A 15,456-nucleotide genomic window follows, 5' to 3' on the forward strand; every position below is an offset into this window, starting at 1 on the left:
CGTCAATAACCTACAAATTTACTCGGGTATTCGTCGTGTCAAATATTACTATCACTGAAGCAGCACAAACTCATTTTGCCAATCTATTGGGCCAGCAGCCTGATGGAACCAACATTCGTGTTTTCGTCGTCAACCCAGGCACACAAAACGCAGAATGTGGCGTATCTTACTGCCCACCTGAAGCGGTAGAAGCTACCGATACCGAAATCCCATACCAAAGCTTTTCTGCCTACGTTGACGAGCTCAGCTTGCCGTTCCTTGAAGATGCGGAAATTGACTACGTGACCGACAAAATGGGCTCACAGTTAACACTGAAAGCACCCAACGCAAAAATGCGTAAAGTCGCGGACGACGCGCCACTGCTTGAGCGTGTTGAATACGCGATTCAAACTCAAGTGAACCCACAACTTGCTGGTCACGGCGGCCACGTGAAACTGATGGAAATCACTGACGCAGGTGTTGCAATTGTTGCCTTTGGTGGCGGCTGTAACGGTTGTTCAATGGTCGACGTGACGCTAAAAGAAGGCATCGAGAAAGAATTACTACAGCAATTCTCAGGTGAGCTAACGGCGGTTCGCGATGCCACTGAGCACGATCGCGGCGATCACTCATACTACTAAGTTATTCTCATTTTGGTTATAACTGAGACGAAATTTAAAGGTTGGCACACTTGGGCCAACCTTTTCTTTTAGTATATATTCCAGTCATCAATGTTTTGCAGGAGGAATCAACGTCATGAGCAGAAGGAAAGAACCCGATATTCTCAATCGTAATGTCGTTGCCCAATCACGACTCTTTTCTATCGAAAGCCTTGAACTGCGTTTCTCCAACGGCGAAGAGCGAATTTACGAGCGCCTCAAACCAAGCGGTAAAAATGCCGTGATGATGGTTCCCGTTACTGAGCAAGGTGACCTATTATTAGTGAGAGAGTACGCTGCAGGTACAGAGCGCTATGAGCTTGGCTTCCCTAAAGGGCTTATTGATCAGGGAGAAAGCGCCGAACAAGCAGCGGATCGGGAATTGAAAGAAGAAATCGGCTTTGGCGCGAAACAATTAACGCCATTGAAGCAAGTGGTGTTGGCTCCTTCCTATTTCTCAAGCAAAATGACGCTGTTTTTGGCACAAGATCTGTATCCAGAAACATTGGAAGGCGATGAGCCAGAGCCACTTGAAGTGGTTCGTTGGCCACTCGCGCAGGCAGAAGAACTTCTTCATCACTTAGATTTTTGTGAATCCCGCAGTATCACAGCGCTACTATTGGCACTGAGAGCACTTCGACCGGCCAAGTAGTAAGGAAGAGAGTTATGCCTACCTCACAGGATTTATCGGCACTGTTGCCGCAAGTTATCGATATTGCTCGCACCGCGGGGCAATTGATTCTGGATATCTACCAAAGTAAGCAGTACCAAGAATACACCAAAAGCGATGAGACGCCGGTCACCAGCGCCGATCTCGCCGCACACAAATTGATCAACCAACGACTGAGTGAGTTAACCCCAGACATTCCAGTGCTGTCTGAAGAAGCGGCGGATATCAGCTTGGAACAACGCGCGCAATGGAACCGTTACTGGTTGGTAGACCCTCTTGATGGAACGCAGGAATTTATCGCCCGCAGCGGCGATTTTGCCACCATCATCGCCTTAGTGGAGAACAACAAGCCGGTAATGGGCGTGGTGTATGGTCCGGTTTCAGGCGTAACTTACTATGCGTATCAAGGTAAAGGCGCATGGAAGATCCCTGAGATGAACGAAAGCTTGAAAATTCAAACCCACAAACATGAACTGCCCGGACAAAACATCGCGATTGCCATCAGCCGCCGTCAAGACATCAATCGCATCACCAGCCGCATGAGCAGCAGTTGGAATTACGATTTGGTGCCGTTAGGCTCTGCGGCGTTGAAAGCGTGCTTGGTCGCGGAAGGGGCGGTGGATTGCTATTTGCGCCTTGGCCCGACTGGGGAATGGGATACCGCGGCGACACAATGCATCGTGGAAGAAGCTGGTGGACGCATCCTCAGCACCTACTTGGAACCGCTTTCTTATAACGAACGAGACACCTTGGAAAATCCGAACTTCATCGTATTAGGCGATGCCGATTTGCCGTGGAACGACATTTTGCAGGTCAAAGGCTAGGGCTATTGACCTAGCTGCCGGCGGAAAGTCCCAGTGAAACGTGCCAACGGAAACGTAAAAAGCGAGCTCAGCTCGCTTTTTTGTGTCGTTAATCTTTCTTTGCGTTCAACGCCAAGGCAATCTCGCTAAAAACGCCCTTGGTAGTCAAACTCATACTGCCCTTGACCATTCGGGTTCCCTAGCCAGCTCAGCTGTGATTTCATCGCCGCTGGGAATTCTGCACCCGGTTTAAACCAAGCCGAGGTCGTGTATTGACGATTTGGCGTCACTTGAGCACTGAATTGCGCACTGACTTGGGCGCTTTGTTGCTCGCCCTTCACAGATAATTGGCTGTTTTCACAGGTGAAATCGGAAATCACCGGCCCCAAATCCAATGCACCGATCGGGGTACCGACTTTACTGGCACTCCACACTAACGTGCCCGTGCCGCTGGCACACCAAGGTGCTTGGTAAACCGCGTGACGCACGTTCACTTCCACTTGCCCTTCCACTTGCAGCGGCAAAGGCATGGGCAAACGTGAGGCCACTTTTTCCGCGGGTAACGAAGCGACAAGATTTTCCACATACGCCCCTTGGCCAAGACCATAGCCGACCAAACCTTTACCACGCAGATTCAAATCGCTGCCGCGACCAAAGCGCAATGCGTATTGCACGTTACCGGTGAACAATTTGCTGGTTTGAAAATCCCAATGCACCTCGCCAAAGTTCTGACCTTGCCAACGAATGGTGCTTGCACTGCCCTGCCACACCGACCCGGAGGTGCCCTCAATGGTCAGGCCACGCACTGGCGGTAAGTAATTGAGCACAAAGCTAACTGGAATGCTCGACAGCAAACTGATGCTAAAAAAGAGAATAAAAATCAGGCTGTAAATAATCGCGCGCTTCACCCTAGCCTCGCTTAAACTGTAATCGGTTGACTTCCACTAGACCGGACTCTTTACCACGGTCGATGTCCATGAATTCCACTTCAATGCCTTGCTTCTCTTTCAAAAAGGTCAGCCAGTCGACTAAACGGTTAAATGGCATCGGAGCGACCCACACTTGCAACATCTCATTGCGGGGCTGAACACGCTGTAGCTCCACCTTAAATTGACGCGCGGACGAAGCAATGACTTGGTTGAGTGGCTGATTGGAAAACGATACACCACCACTGGCACGTAAACCGGTGAGCTCATCGGCTTTCTCACTCACCCAACTGAGTAGCTGTTTCTCACTTTGGATACGTAACTGAGCTTGCTCAGCGCGCGCATTGATGGGCTGCAAAACGCCCCAGTAAATCAGCCCGATAAGACCGAATACACCACACACCACCACTAAACGTTGCTCACGCTGGCTAATGCTGCTCCACCAAGCTTGGAACATATTGAGTAAATTTGTCATCTGCTCCTCACTTACGCTTTAACACAAAGCTGCCAATCACAGCGTCGCCAGTGCGGTTAAGCTGCCCTTGCTCCACTTGGAACTGCTCGCTCAACTTCACGCGTGCCTGTTCAAAAATTTGGAAATCGTTACTTTTCGCCTGAATGCGGACTTCGCCTCGATTTCCATCGTATTTGATGCTCAGCACTTCAAAGTTCTTCACTTGACCAATGGTACCCGGCAATTGTGCCATCCACTGCAACATCGAATCACCCGCGCCCCCCCCAGACAAACGGCGAATTTCGTCTTCCATTTGGCGTTTGAGGTAACTGACGGTTGGGATCTTGTTTCGGCCCGGCATCACTTGACGGAAAATGCGCTCGCTCTCTTCTCGATACGCCTGTGCTTGCGACTCATAGCGCTGAATCGTGAGCACTTGTTGCGCGACCAACGCGGCGATCAATAAGCTGCCACTGATCGCCACCTTCTGCCACACTTTCCAGTGCTTAAAGAACGAGCTTTTCGGCTTAAACTCACCGGTTAGCAGCGAGAATTTACCATCGGCAACGCCTTGGCTGAGTAACGCCATGGTCATTTCCACTGGGCGACTCAGCCAATGCGCTTGACCTTGCTGTTCAGGCAACGAGCTAAAGCAGGCGACAGAAAGGGGTTGCTCGCCGGCAAGGGCATTCAAGTAGACGGGCATCCAGCTGTCGTCGACTGCGCTGCCTTGGCAGGCAGAATGACGAAACAACCACTGCTCTCCCAACTGCGCGGCGCTGATGCCTTCGTCGTCGAGTGGCAGAGCCAGTGAGTCTGGCAGCACACGTTTGACATCCAAACCTTGAGCGCGAAATGCATCAAGCATATGTTGCAACCAACGACGATCCACACCACACACTTGCGCTTTGCCATTCTCTTTGGCCAACACAGAGAAATGCAAATCGTCCACATCTTGGGCGATTTCATCTTCCAGCAGGTAAGGCAACATCGACTCAAACTGACGTGAAGCGCCCGGTGGGATGTCCACTTCGGTTAACACCACATCGCTGGCCGCGACCAGCACCACAATCGGCCTCTGCTCGGCATAATTTTTGAGATCGTCCAGTTGTTGCCAATCCGACAACTCCCCACTGGCGATCACTTCTTGTTGGCTTGATGACCAAACCAACCAAGGAATGGGGCTATATTGTTCGCTACTCAGCCGAACGGTCAGAAACTCGCTCACTGATTCCTCCAAAACGGCGACGCACAACGGTCACGGTTTCTCTGTTTTTACTGTACATAAGGCTGCGAATTCTCACCCGAGAGTCCTCGACTAACACCTGTGCATCCAATTCAAAGTATCGGCTATCAACGCCAAGATACGCTTTTGCTTGTTTTTTGATTTCTTCGCTGATGCCCGCCATTTCAGATTCTGAAAGAAAAGCATCAATGCTCGCCCAGCCATCAAAGGGGCGTTTTTCTATCAGTTGCTTGGCATCAGATTCACTCAACGCAGGCGAAAACAGCGCCACCAGCAAAGCGGCTTGCTCAGCGCTGATGGTATTGACGTTCAAGCGCCACTCATCGGTCGGTAAAGCACAGACCAAAGGCTGCAGCGTCGCCATCATTTCACCCGACACTTGGTAAACCGCGCGCAGTTCACTGCTGTCGGCAATGTACCCATTCGCCGCCAAATAGGCGGGTTTCATCCCTTCATAAGTCGAGTCTTCCACCCCAGAAGAAGAGCGCACCGCATCATTGGGATCGACAAACTCCCACATGGAGTCAGCAATCACTTCGGATTCATAACTTTCAACGCCTGACTCTTCGAGTAAAGCCCGAAAGACTTTCACCAAATAAGGACGCTCTACCGCAGCGTCTTGCATCACCACGGGAGAGAGGGCATTGAGATTAAAGCACGCTTGCTTATCAAAAATGCGTCCTTTCGCTTGGCCATAGTCCAAGGGATAGGTTTTCTCTTCCAAGGCCCAAGGCTGGTTTAAGTTAATGGTGTCACTGTCTTTGTAACTTTGCTCAATACCGACCTTCGCCAACGCTTCCACGCCAATGCTGTACCAGTACGCTTGCTGATAGCTGATCTGGTTAGTGCCACGCTTAAACTGTGCAAACAAACGCTCAGACATACTGCCGGCGATGGTGGCCATAATGGCCAGCAACAGCAAAATGATGATCAGTGCCACTCCAGATTGGCGCGAGCGGTTCGATTTAGCCATTGTTGCCTGCTCCACCACTATTGTTTTGCCCGGAGTCTTCGCTACCTGACGCTTGTTTTTGCAAATTCCCCTCTGGAGTGAGGTAGGTTCGCGCGATCTTCCCGTAATCTTTCAACGTCAGCTCTACCGAGATCGCCGCCGGCAAGGTCAACTCATTGCTCCACTCATTGCTCCACTGTTTGCCGTCATAAAAACGCACATTGAGCTCTTCCACATCACTGAGTAACGGAGTCACGACCCGTTCTTGCCCTGCTGGGGTATCTGGGTAACGCCACCATACTCGCTCTAAACGCTCATCTTTGATGCGATAACCCACTTTGGTGACCTCCCCGCGAGGAAATTGCTGCTGCGGATTGTGCCAACCTAAACGCGCGAACATGACGCCTTTGCTGTCTGAATCTAAGAGATAATCCGCCCAATGCAGCAGTTTTTTGCTCGGCTCTTCGCCGTTGGTGCGTGTTTGACGCAGCGCTATCTGGCGAAAATCGCTATCCATCATCACCAAAGCGCGTTGCAGTTCATTCAAACGTGCGGTGCGCTCTTGTGATAACTCATTGCTGCGTTGCACCTGATTGACCACCTGATAAGCGGCCACACTTAAGGTGGCAAAAATGGCAATCGACACCAACACTTCGATGAGGGTAAAGCCACGTTGGCGCGTGCTTTTCTTTCGCCACGTTTTATTTCGCCACATAGCTTCTCACCGTAATCATTGGGCTGGCCTGCTTTTCGGCTGCCACACTCACATCAAACGCTTTCAGCAGCGGCTGGGTCGTGGCTACGGGCGCGACTTTCCAATACCAAGTTTGCCCCGCTAACTCTTCTTCACCGTTGCTGGCTTTTAGGTTTTTGGGGTTGAGCATCACCATCGCCATTTGATTGTCTGCCACCATGGCAGCAAACATCTTCTGCTCCAAGTAACCGACGGTGTTGATGTGCTGGCTAACGGCACGGATCACGCTCATCGCCGCAGTGGCAAATATCGCCAACGCCACCAGCACCTCAAGCAAGGTCATGCCTGCGTATTTGCGTCGTTTAACCATCGTCTTGCTCTTCTTCACCGGGAGCCAGCAGAATAATCTGCCCTGTGTCTTTGGCTCGTACTCGCCAACCATTTTCGGTCGCGTCCTGATCGTCGGGATAAAAAGACAATGAAAACGGCGTCAATTCTCCGCTGGATAAAATGAAAATCTGCGGCGGTCGCTGTTTTTTCTCTTTTTCTTCTTCGGCAAACATCTCTTCATCAAACAGAGAGCCCGGCTCGAACAGGCGATCGTCTTGCTGCCATGCCCCTCCCCCTAAGGTCAATTGCATCGCGACCTCATCTTCAAGCTCGGTGGTGGCGGGGATTTTATTCAACTCCAACGTCTGCCAGCCATCGGCTTCCAATTTGAGTAAGGTGTAGCGTGATTTTTCTTCCTCGATCCGAACACCAAAATCTTTACCACTGAGCACCGCCTCTTCGTTGAGGAGCTGTAATCGTTGGTAAAAACTCTGCGCGTATTTCTTGCCCCGCTCGTCACTGCGAGTGGGAAGGGTGGCGATAACCGCCACCGCAGTCAGAGACAACAACACCAGCACCAACAGAATTTCGATCAGTGTAAAACCCGCTAAGCGAGATGAAAAAGGTGGTTTCAAGTGGTTGCCTCTTCGACTCAACGTCCTGTTATTGGAAGTCTTGCATGTTCCAGTTGCCAATATCTGCCGCTGCGCCTTCACCGCCTTCTTGACCATCTGCGCCTAAGGTGAAGATATCAATCGTGCCTTTGTCGCCTGGGCTCATGTATTGGTATTCGTTACCCCAAGGGTCTTTTGGCAGACGCTTGATGTAACCGCCATCACGGTAGTTGCGTGGTTCTGGGCTGCTTGGCTTGGTCACCAACGCTTCCAAACCTTGATCGGTGGTTGGATACACGCTGTTGTCTAACTTGTACATGTCCAGCGCATTTTCCAACGCGACGATGTCGGTAATGGCTTTTTGCTGGTCAGCCTTTTCTTTGTTACCTAGCAGGTTAGGGACAACGAAACTGGCCAGAATGCCCAGAATCACCACCACAACCATGACTTCAAGCAGGGTGAAACCCGCCTGTTTTTTTGCTTTATTTTGCATTGTTTTCTCCAGAATAATGAGGCCGAATGACCAAGCCACTCAGCACCCCAAAATCAGCCACTCATTAAATTATTCATTTCCAGCATCGGCATCAGTGTCGCCATCACAATGAACAACACCAATCCCGCCATTAGCGCAATCAACGCTGGGGTAAAAATACCCAACGCGATATTGACCGTCGATTCAAAACTTTGGTCTTGGTTGTCCGCGGCACGCGTCAGCATGCTTTCCAACTCACCACTTTGTTCTCCACTGGCAATCATGTGCAACATCATTGGTGGAAAAAGGCGAGTTTGATCCAAAGCTTTACGCAGACTGGCCCCTTCACGCACGCTGTCTGCCGCCAATAAGACCTGTTGTTTGACGAATTGGTTCGACATCACATCGACCGCCACGCGCATTCCTTCCAAAATGGGAATCGCACTGGAGGTACAAATGGATAAGGTGCGAGCAAATCGTGCGGTATTCAACCCTTTCGAGATTTTGCCCAGCAGTGGCAGGCTCAGGATGCGGCGATCCCACGCCATGCGAACATTAGGCTTTTTCAAGGCCGTTTTGAGTAGGTAAATGGCAAACACGATGCTTCCCAACAGCAATAATCCCCACTCTTGAACAAACTCACTCGCCGCCAACAAAAACTGCGTCGACTGTGGCAATTCTTGACCCATTTGGATGATCGGCTCGACGATTTTGGGCACCACAGTGGCCAGCAAAAACGCCACAATCGTGACAGCAAACACCACCAATACCACCGGATAAATCATCGCTTGCAGTAACTTAGAACGCATCTTCTGGCGATTTTCACAGTAATCGGCCAAGCGCTCTAATACGGCATCCAAATGACCCGATTTTTCACCCGCGGCCACCATTGAACGATACAGTTCATCAAAAATATGCGGGTAGTCTGACAGGCTGTCTGCCAAGGTGTAACCTTCGGTGACTTTGGCCCGCACCGCCGCCAACATACCTCGAATACGAGGCTTCTCTGCTTGATCGGATACCGCTTTGAGGCACTCTTCCAGCGGCATGCCAGATTGCACTAAGGTCGAGATCTGACGAGTAATCAACGACAGTTCGGGAGTGGAAATGCCCCGCTTAAAGCCACCTGACGATTTGCTTTTGGCCAACTTGGCTTTGGTTTCCATCACCTCGATGGGCACCATGCCCTGCTCTTTCAAGCGTTGGCGAACTTGGCGGGCATTGTCGCCTTCCAAGGTGCCTTTTTTGGTGCGCCCTTTTGCGTCGAGCGCTTTGTATTCAAACGCCGCCATTAAGATTCCTTGGTCACGCGCATCACTTCTTCCAGTGAGGTCACGCCTTGCAACACTTTGTCTAAACCGTCGCTGCGAATGCTTGGGGTATGTTCACGAATGTATTTGTCCATCGCTTGCTCTCCCGCCTCAGCATGGATCAGCTCTTGGACTTTATCGTCTACCATCAACAGCTCATGGATACCGGTACGGCCACGATAACCTTTGTGGTTACATTTTTCACACCCCTTGGCACGATATAAGGTCAGCGCATCTTTCTTCTTCGCGCCAAACAGTTTGCGCTGCTCTTTGTCGGCCTCGTACGGTTCTTTACAGTCTTGACATAAGGTCCGCACCAGGCGCTGAGCCAGCACACCCAGCAGTGAAGAAGAAATCAAAAAGGGCTCAATGCCCATGTCACGCAGACGGGTAATCGCACCTACGGCGGTGTTGGTGTGCAAGGTTGACATCACCAAGTGACCGGTCAACGACGCTTGTACGGCGATTTGCGCGGTTTCCAAGTCACGAATTTCCCCAACCATCACCACGTCTGGGTCTTGACGCAAAATGGCTCGCAGACCACGAGCAAAGGTCATGTCGACTTTTGGGTTCACTTGGGTTTGGCCGATACCATCGATATCAAATTCGATCGGGTCTTCCACCGTTAAGATGTTGCGCTCGTTGCTATTCAGTTCTTGCAGGCCAGCGTACAAGGTGGTGGATTTACCCGAACCGGTTGGACCGGTGACCAAGATAATCCCGTGAGGACGCGAGATAAGATGACGGAAATTGTTATGGTTCACCGGCGTCATGCCCAAGCTATGCAGGTCAAGACGAGTGGCGTTTTTATCCAGCAAACGCATCACCACACGCTCGCCGTGTGATGAAGGCATGGTCGATACACGCACATCGACCGCACGACCACCGATACGCAGTGAAATACGGCCATCTTGTGGCACCCGTTTTTCTGCAATATCCAGTTTGGCCATGACTTTAACACGTGACACCAACAGCGGCGCCAGTTTGCGGCTCGGAGACAACACATCGCGCAAAACGCCATCGACGCGGAAACGAATCGACAGAATTTTCTCGAACGTTTCGATATGAATATCAGACGCACCTTCTTTGATCGCTTCGCCCAACATGGCGTTGATCAATTTGATGATCGGTGCATCGTCTTCTGTTTCGAGCAAGTCTTCATCTTGCGGCAACTCTTCGGCCAAAGAGAAGAAGTCATCATCCGAGCCAATGTCTTCCATCAACTGGCGCGCTTCTGACGAGTCACGTTGGTACGCTTCGGTCAGTTTTTTTTCAAACGCTTCAGCGGCAATCGCTCGCGGCACAAAAGTTTGCTTTAGCACGCGGCGTACTTCCAGCAACGCGTGGGCATTCAAAGGCTCTACGTAATAAAGCACTGGCGGCCTTTCTGGATGCTCAATCTCCAGCACCATTTTAAAACGGTTAGCAAAACTAAACGGTAAACGGCGATACGCTAGCGCCGTATCCAGCATATCTACCATTACTGCTGTTCCATTTGATCAATAAACGCTTGAATTTCTGTAGGATGACGTCTGTCTTCGCCAAATTTTGGCAACACAGGAATGTGCTCATCATCCATGAGTTTTAACCCTTGCTCTGCTTTGTAGAGCTGCTCAGCACGGATGTAGTTGTACTTGCGCTGAGTGATGCCGTCGGCTGTCATGCCATCACGAATGATGGTTGGTTTGATGAACACCATCAGGTTTTTCTTTTCAACTTGCGTATTGGTTGATTTAAACAAATGCCCCAAAATCGGGATATCACCCAGTAGCGGCACTTTTGATTCGCTCTCTAACGCGCGTTCATCAATCAAGCCACCGAGCACCAACATTTGACCATCTTGCACAATCACCGAGGTATTGAGCTGTCGCTTGGCAAAACGCACATCCACCGCACCGTTCGCACCCAAGACGTTAGACACTTCTTGTTCAATATTCAGCTGAACCGAATCACCTTCGTTGATTTGCGGCACCACTTTAAGCTTGATGCCCACTTCTTTACGGTCAACGGTTTGGAATGGGTTGTCGTTGTTGGATCCCGCGGTCGCGCCAGTGATGACCGGCACTTCTTCACCAACAATGAAAGACGCTTCACCATTGTCCATCACGGTGATGCTTGGCGAAGAAAGAATATTAGAGTTGGAATCACTTGAGACCGCACTGATCAACGCCGTCCAGTCCCCCATCACTAAGCTCAATGCGGCACCATTCACGCCAGAAAGCGCAGCAGCAAGGGTGGAATAGTCTCCTGATTCCGTTACCTGATAAGGAACGCGATTGCCATTGCCGTCATTATAATATTCGGTTTTAGTTTGATCTTTTGCTTCTTCAAGACCCACCATCACACCGCCAATGGGCGCACCGGTATTACCATATTGAATCACCGCACCCGTTTCCAATGAGCCCCACTGAACGCCAAGATTGATACCATCACCCTCTGCCATTTCGACAATCAAGGCTTCAATCAGAACTTGCGCACGACGGATGTCTAATTGGTTGATCACCTCTTGCAACGCAACCATGATATCGGGTGGCGCAGTCAGCACCAGTGAGTTAGTCCCTTTATGCGCCGCAATCACCACATCATTACGCTGTGCAGAACCGCCTTTTTGCCCAGAGTTTTTCTCCGCTTGTAAGTTGTCTGAGACCCCTTTCAATACGTCGACTAAATCTTCCGCTTTGGCATACTTGAGATAAACAACACGGTTGTTGCCTTTGCTCGCCATTTCCACATCGAGTTGGCGAATCAGACGCTTCAAGCGATCACGCACTTTGGGATCGCCCGAAATCAAAATGGAGTTGGTGCGCTCATCGGCCACCAATTTGGGCTGCAAGAACTCGGGGGTGTTTTTGGCGTCCGTAGTACGGCTCAAAGCGTCGACAATACGCACCATTTCTGCCGCTGACGCACTCGCGAGCTCAATCACTTCAATTTCGGTGTCACCCGCCTGGTCAACGCGTTTGATGATTTCGGCTAAGCGGTTGACCACCGCAGCACGGCCTGTGATCAAAATGATATTGGCCGGGTCATAATGCACCACGTTGCCCGCCCCTGCGTTATCAATCAGTTGGCGTAGCAAAGGAGAAAGCTCACGTACCGATACATTACGCACCGCGACCACGCGTGTAATGACATTGTCGCCCTTCACGGTGTCATCACTGACGACAGGAATGGCCGAGGTTTTGGAATCTTTGGATTTGACGACTTTCAGTACGCCATTTTCCATTTCAACCACCGCGTAACCATACACTTCAAGCACATTGAGGAAAAAACTGTAGTACTGTTCTTCGTTTAATACATCGTAACTACGCACATCGATTTTGCCACGAACCGACGGGTCAACAATGATGGTCTTTTCCAAGTTGCGGCCAACAATGTTAATGAATTCCTGAATGTCAGTGCCTTTGAAACTCGCACTAAAATCGTTTGCCAGCACGCCACTTGAACAGGCTAAAGTTCCCGCTAGTAGCCAAGCACTTTTGCTAAACCAATATTTCACGTCTATCTCCCTGAACTTACGCTGTTAGCCTAAGTGTTAAAACTGGATGTAAATATCATGCTGCTGTCCATCTCGCTCCACTGTGAGATTGAGCTCGGTGAGCTCAGAGACAGCATTAAAAATTTTGCCCATTGCCGCTGGGTCAGTAAGATCATTGCCATTCAACTGCACAGCGATGTCACCATCTTGTAAGCCAACGGCTTCAAACAGTTGCGGACTTTTACCCGGGCTCACGCGATAACCCACCACCTTGTCTTCTTGCTTCACTTGAGACAAGCGCACGTATTGGAAGATTTTCTGTGGATCGGCCGTGATTTCTTCACGAATCTGCGCCAACTGTTCGTCCGTATCGGGTGGGTTATTTTTGGTAATGGTCGATGAAGGGATAACTTGTGAACCTGACTGGGAGAGTTTTTTGTATTCCACCCCTTCAAGCATCAAGGTTTCATCTCGACCTTCATTGTCAATGATGACGCGATCAACCAGCACCGCTTTCAGTTTGGCACGAGTGCCTTCAATCTCTTCGCCAACGCCATAAGTGGCTTGTTGACCACGATTGGCGATGACCGCCAAACTGGTTTGCGGGTTGCTGCTCGCCACCGCACCCACTAACACCAGATTTAAACGAGTTTTTGGTGCATCTTGTACGACGGGCTGACTAACCACGGGTTTGGGTTTACTTTCGTTGTAAACCCCAAATAAGTTGATGGCTTGAAGATCGTTGAGGTTGAGTTGTTCACCTTGTTGATGTTGTACTGCCCGTTTTGACGTAGGTTGCCAAGCAACGATCTGACTATTGCTTTCTTGTGTTAGCCAAACGACCTGCCCGAGCGTCCAACCACTCAAAGCAACCAACATGCCTGTAACAACCATGCTAACTCGCTGTTGAATCACGCCTTGGTTAGCCACAAACTTTGCTAGCCACGCACCGTCAACGAATCTAGCATTCAGCTCTGATGGTTTCACTCAATTCGTCCCTTTTGCCATTGAAGATTTCGCTTTGTAATCATTGAGCTCATAATTTGTTTTTCAACGCTACTGCTCTCAAAGCTATCCATTTTGTCATGTATTTTGAGAAAACTCGTCAAATAAACAGCAGGTTATGCTGATTAACATGGTCAATTTTCCTATCAATACATCGACCCCAAACTATATCACAGCTTGTTTGTTCGATGCTTCTCCAATGACGATTTTGCCAACTGTCTTGAAAAATTTGCGCCAAGTCACCATTGTACAGAGCAAGATTCAATCAATCACAGCAGTGTTTAGAGAGCAATACTAACGATGAGTTCCCCAGTTGAAGCCGTGAGGCTGGATAAATGGCTTTGGGCAGCGCGATTTTATAAGACGCGCTCAATCGCTCGCGATATGGTCGATGGTGGTAAAGTCCACTATAATGGTCAACGCGCCAAGCCAAGTAAGATTGTTGAAGTGGGTGCGGTATTGAAACTACGCCAAGGTAATGAAGAAAAAACCGTGGTGATAGAAAAGCTCTCCACTCAGCGTCGTGGCGCACCAGAAGCGCAAGCTCTTTATAGTGAAACACAAGAGAGCCAAACCAAGCGCGAAGCACAAGCGATGCAACGTAAGTTAAACGCGCATAACCCAAGTCCAGACCGCCGCCCAGACAAAAAGCAGCGCCGCGACATTATCAAATTTAAACACCAGTAAAAGCCGGAAAAACCGACGAGGAATCGCTAAATGGCAAGCAATATTTTGAATCGCTACTTATTTGAAGATCTTTCAGTACGTGGTGAGTTGGTACAACTGGATGAAGCGTATCAGCGAATTATTTCTAGCAAGGAGTATCCGGCAGCACTGCAAAAACTGCTTGGTGAGCTATTGGTTTCTACCACTCTTCTGACTGCAACTTTAAAGTTTGAAGGCTCAATCACGATTCAGCTGCAAGGCGACGGCCCTGTCTCACTGGCCGTGATCAATGGTGACAACGAACAGAAAATTCGTGGCGTGGCTCGCTGGGAAGGCGAGATTGCCGACGACGCGACTCTACACGAGATGATGGGCAAAGGTTATATGGTCATCACCATTGAGCCGAAAAAAGGCGAGCGCTACCAAGGTATTGTTGGCCTAGAAGGCGATAACCTAGAACAAGTGCTTGAAGGTTACTTTGAACGTTCAGAGCAGCTAAAAACGCGCCTATGGATCCGTACAGGCGAGCTCGAAGGCAAAGCACACGCCGCGGGTATGCTGATTCAAGTGGTGCCTGACGGCACTGGCTCAGAAAATGATTTTGAGCATTTGGAGCAGTTGACCAACACGGTGAAAAACGAAGAGCTGTTTACGCTACCAGCAAACGAGCTACTTTACCGCCTCTACAACCAAGAACAAGTGCGCCTGTTTGAACCGCAAACCGTTGAGTTCCATTGTGGTTGTTCACGTGAGCGCAGTGGCGCGGCGATCGTGACTGTCGACAAAAATGAAATTTATGACATTTTGGCCTCTGATGGATCCGTTTCTTTACATTGTGATTACTGCGGCACGACTTATTCGTTTGATGAATCTGACATCAGTAAGCTTTACGAAGACGCCACTTCTGAACCAAAAACGCTGCATTAATTTGCCCGCTTTACCAAGCACGTAATTTACCCATCAAAAGGCCAGCTCATGCTGGCCTTTTTGTGATCTAAGCATGATAAAACATAGGTTTACTTGTAATTTAATAACCCATTAATTTTTGCCAATTAATAATCCTTTTAAGCTGGCGCAAAGGTTTGCGCACACGATAAACTATCTCGGCCAATATGTGACGGGACACCTAAAACCACGGGAATCTTAAGGTTATTTTTTGAACTATATCCCTGTTTTCTACCCCACCCGTTGTTAGCAT

17 protein-coding genes are annotated in these 15,456 nt (G+C 49.8%); 5 read left to right on the forward strand and 12 right to left on the reverse strand.

Annotation, left to right across the window (positions count from 1 at the left end):
* The first annotated feature begins 35 nt into the window (after positions 1 to 35).
* From nfuA to cysQ, 3 genes are all read left to right on the forward strand, one after another.
* On the forward strand, positions 36 to 620 hold the full coding sequence (nfuA, locus tag LZU85_RS15650; protein ID WP_026050270.1) for a Fe-S biogenesis protein NfuA: 585 nt from the start codon (positions 36 to 38) through the stop codon (positions 618 to 620).
* Between the two features lie 115 nt (positions 621 to 735).
* Positions 736 to 1,290, forward strand: a complete 555-nt coding sequence (nudE, locus tag LZU85_RS15655; protein ID WP_011078932.1) for an ADP compounds hydrolase NudE — start codon at positions 736 to 738, stop codon at positions 1,288 to 1,290.
* 14 nt (positions 1,291 to 1,304) lie between these two features.
* Positions 1,305 to 2,132, forward strand: a complete 828-nt coding sequence (gene cysQ / locus LZU85_RS15660) for a 3'(2'),5'-bisphosphate nucleotidase CysQ (protein WP_045623813.1) — start codon at positions 1,305 to 1,307, stop codon at positions 2,130 to 2,132.
* A gap of 125 nt (positions 2,133 to 2,257) precedes the next feature.
* Here cysQ and LZU85_RS15665 read toward each other — a convergent pair whose 3' ends face one another.
* Genes LZU85_RS15665 through gspC form a run of 12 tightly spaced genes read right to left on the reverse strand, consistent with a single transcriptional unit; the run spans position 2,258 to position 13,574 of the window.
* A complete protein-coding gene (locus tag LZU85_RS15665) occupies positions 2,258 to 3,019 on the reverse strand; it encodes a type II secretion system protein N (RefSeq protein ID WP_237287639.1) in 762 nt (253 codons plus the stop codon).
* Between the two features lies 1 nt (position 3,020).
* A complete protein-coding gene (locus LZU85_RS15670) occupies positions 3,021 to 3,512 on the reverse strand; it encodes a type II secretion system protein M (protein ID WP_011078935.1) in 492 nt (163 codons plus the stop codon).
* Positions 3,513 to 3,519: 7 nt separating this feature from the next.
* A complete protein-coding gene (gene gspL, locus LZU85_RS15675; protein WP_043920924.1) occupies positions 3,520 to 4,719 on the reverse strand; it encodes a type II secretion system protein GspL in 1,200 nt (399 codons plus the stop codon).
* On the reverse strand, positions 4,688 to 5,710 hold the full coding sequence (gene gspK, locus LZU85_RS15680; RefSeq protein WP_237287640.1) for a type II secretion system minor pseudopilin GspK: 1,023 nt from the start codon (positions 5,708 to 5,710) through the stop codon (positions 4,688 to 4,690). The genes gspL and gspK overlap by 32 nt, the downstream gene beginning before the upstream one ends.
* Entirely contained in the window at positions 5,703 to 6,404 is a 702-nt protein-coding gene (gene gspJ / locus LZU85_RS15685) for a type II secretion system minor pseudopilin GspJ (RefSeq protein WP_237287641.1), read from the reverse strand. The genes gspK and gspJ overlap by 8 nt, the downstream gene beginning before the upstream one ends.
* Positions 6,391 to 6,753 (reverse strand): type II secretion system minor pseudopilin GspI, encoded by a 363-nt coding sequence (gene gspI, locus LZU85_RS15690; RefSeq protein WP_038941656.1) that lies wholly within the window; start codon positions 6,751 to 6,753, stop codon positions 6,391 to 6,393. Before gspI ends, gspJ begins: the two co-directional genes overlap by 14 nt.
* A complete protein-coding gene (gene gspH, locus LZU85_RS15695) occupies positions 6,746 to 7,348 on the reverse strand; it encodes a type II secretion system minor pseudopilin GspH (protein WP_237287642.1) in 603 nt (200 codons plus the stop codon). The genes gspI and gspH overlap by 8 nt, the downstream gene beginning before the upstream one ends.
* Before the next feature lie 28 nt (positions 7,349 to 7,376).
* On the reverse strand, positions 7,377 to 7,820 hold the full coding sequence (gene gspG, locus LZU85_RS15700) for a type II secretion system major pseudopilin GspG (protein WP_017420501.1): 444 nt from the start codon (positions 7,818 to 7,820) through the stop codon (positions 7,377 to 7,379).
* Positions 7,821 to 7,873: 53 nt separating this feature from the next.
* On the reverse strand, positions 7,874 to 9,091 hold the full coding sequence (gspF, locus tag LZU85_RS15705) for a type II secretion system inner membrane protein GspF (protein ID WP_011078942.1): 1,218 nt from the start codon (positions 9,089 to 9,091) through the stop codon (positions 7,874 to 7,876).
* Positions 9,091 to 10,590, reverse strand: a complete 1,500-nt coding sequence (gene gspE / locus LZU85_RS15710) for a type II secretion system ATPase GspE (RefSeq protein WP_237287643.1) — start codon at positions 10,588 to 10,590, stop codon at positions 9,091 to 9,093. The genes gspF and gspE overlap by 1 nt, the downstream gene beginning before the upstream one ends.
* The gene (gspD, locus tag LZU85_RS15715) at positions 10,590 to 12,608 is read right to left on the reverse strand and encodes a type II secretion system secretin GspD (protein WP_176299396.1); all 2,019 of its coding nucleotides are present in this window, start codon (positions 12,606 to 12,608) and stop codon (positions 10,590 to 10,592) included. Before gspD ends, gspE begins: the two co-directional genes overlap by 1 nt.
* Before the next feature lie 36 nt (positions 12,609 to 12,644).
* On the reverse strand, positions 12,645 to 13,574 hold the full coding sequence (gene gspC, locus LZU85_RS15720) for a type II secretion system protein GspC (protein ID WP_237287644.1): 930 nt from the start codon (positions 13,572 to 13,574) through the stop codon (positions 12,645 to 12,647).
* Between the two features lie 318 nt (positions 13,575 to 13,892).
* Here gspC and hslR point away from each other — a divergent pair, with 318 nt between their 5' ends.
* A complete protein-coding gene (gene hslR / locus LZU85_RS15725; RefSeq protein ID WP_176299397.1) occupies positions 13,893 to 14,279 on the forward strand; it encodes a ribosome-associated heat shock protein Hsp15 in 387 nt (128 codons plus the stop codon).
* Between the two features lie 30 nt (positions 14,280 to 14,309).
* Positions 14,310 to 15,185 carry an Hsp33 family molecular chaperone HslO gene (hslO, locus tag LZU85_RS15730; RefSeq protein ID WP_237287646.1) on the forward strand — a complete coding sequence of 292 codons (876 nt, stop codon included), beginning with the start codon at positions 14,310 to 14,312 and terminating at the stop codon, positions 15,183 to 15,185.
* Positions 15,186 to 15,456: the final 271 nt, after the last annotated feature.

This window comes from Vibrio floridensis, assembly GCF_021852965.1.
GTDB classification, from domain to species: Bacteria; Pseudomonadota; Gammaproteobacteria; order Enterobacterales; family Vibrionaceae; genus Vibrio; species Vibrio floridensis.

Coding starts and splice junctions, on each gene's coding strand:
- cysQ (WP_045623813.1), top strand. CDS start 1,305: ATGCCTACCTCACAGGATTTATCGGCACTGTTGCCGCAAGTTATCGAT.
- hslO (WP_237287646.1), top strand. CDS start 14,310: ATGGCAAGCAATATTTTGAATCGCTACTTATTTGAAGATCTTTCAGTA.
- hslR (WP_176299397.1), top strand. CDS start 13,893: ATGAGTTCCCCAGTTGAAGCCGTGAGGCTGGATAAATGGCTTTGGGCA.
- gspI (WP_038941656.1), bottom strand. CDS start 6,753: ATGGTTAAACGACGCAAATACGCAGGCATGACCTTGCTTGAGGTGCTG.
- gspG (WP_017420501.1), bottom strand. CDS start 7,820: ATGCAAAATAAAGCAAAAAAACAGGCGGGTTTCACCCTGCTTGAAGTC.
- gspK (WP_237287640.1), bottom strand. CDS start 5,710: ATGGCTAAATCGAACCGCTCGCGCCAATCTGGAGTGGCACTGATCATC.
- LZU85_RS15670 (WP_011078935.1), bottom strand. CDS start 3,512: ATGACAAATTTACTCAATATGTTCCAAGCTTGGTGGAGCAGCATTAGC.
- gspJ (WP_237287641.1), bottom strand. CDS start 6,404: ATGTGGCGAAATAAAACGTGGCGAAAGAAAAGCACGCGCCAACGTGGC.
- gspE (WP_237287643.1), bottom strand. CDS start 10,590: ATGGTAGATATGCTGGATACGGCGCTAGCGTATCGCCGTTTACCGTTT.
- gspF (WP_011078942.1), bottom strand. CDS start 9,091: ATGGCGGCGTTTGAATACAAAGCGCTCGACGCAAAAGGGCGCACCAAA.
- nudE (WP_011078932.1), top strand. CDS start 736: ATGAGCAGAAGGAAAGAACCCGATATTCTCAATCGTAATGTCGTTGCC.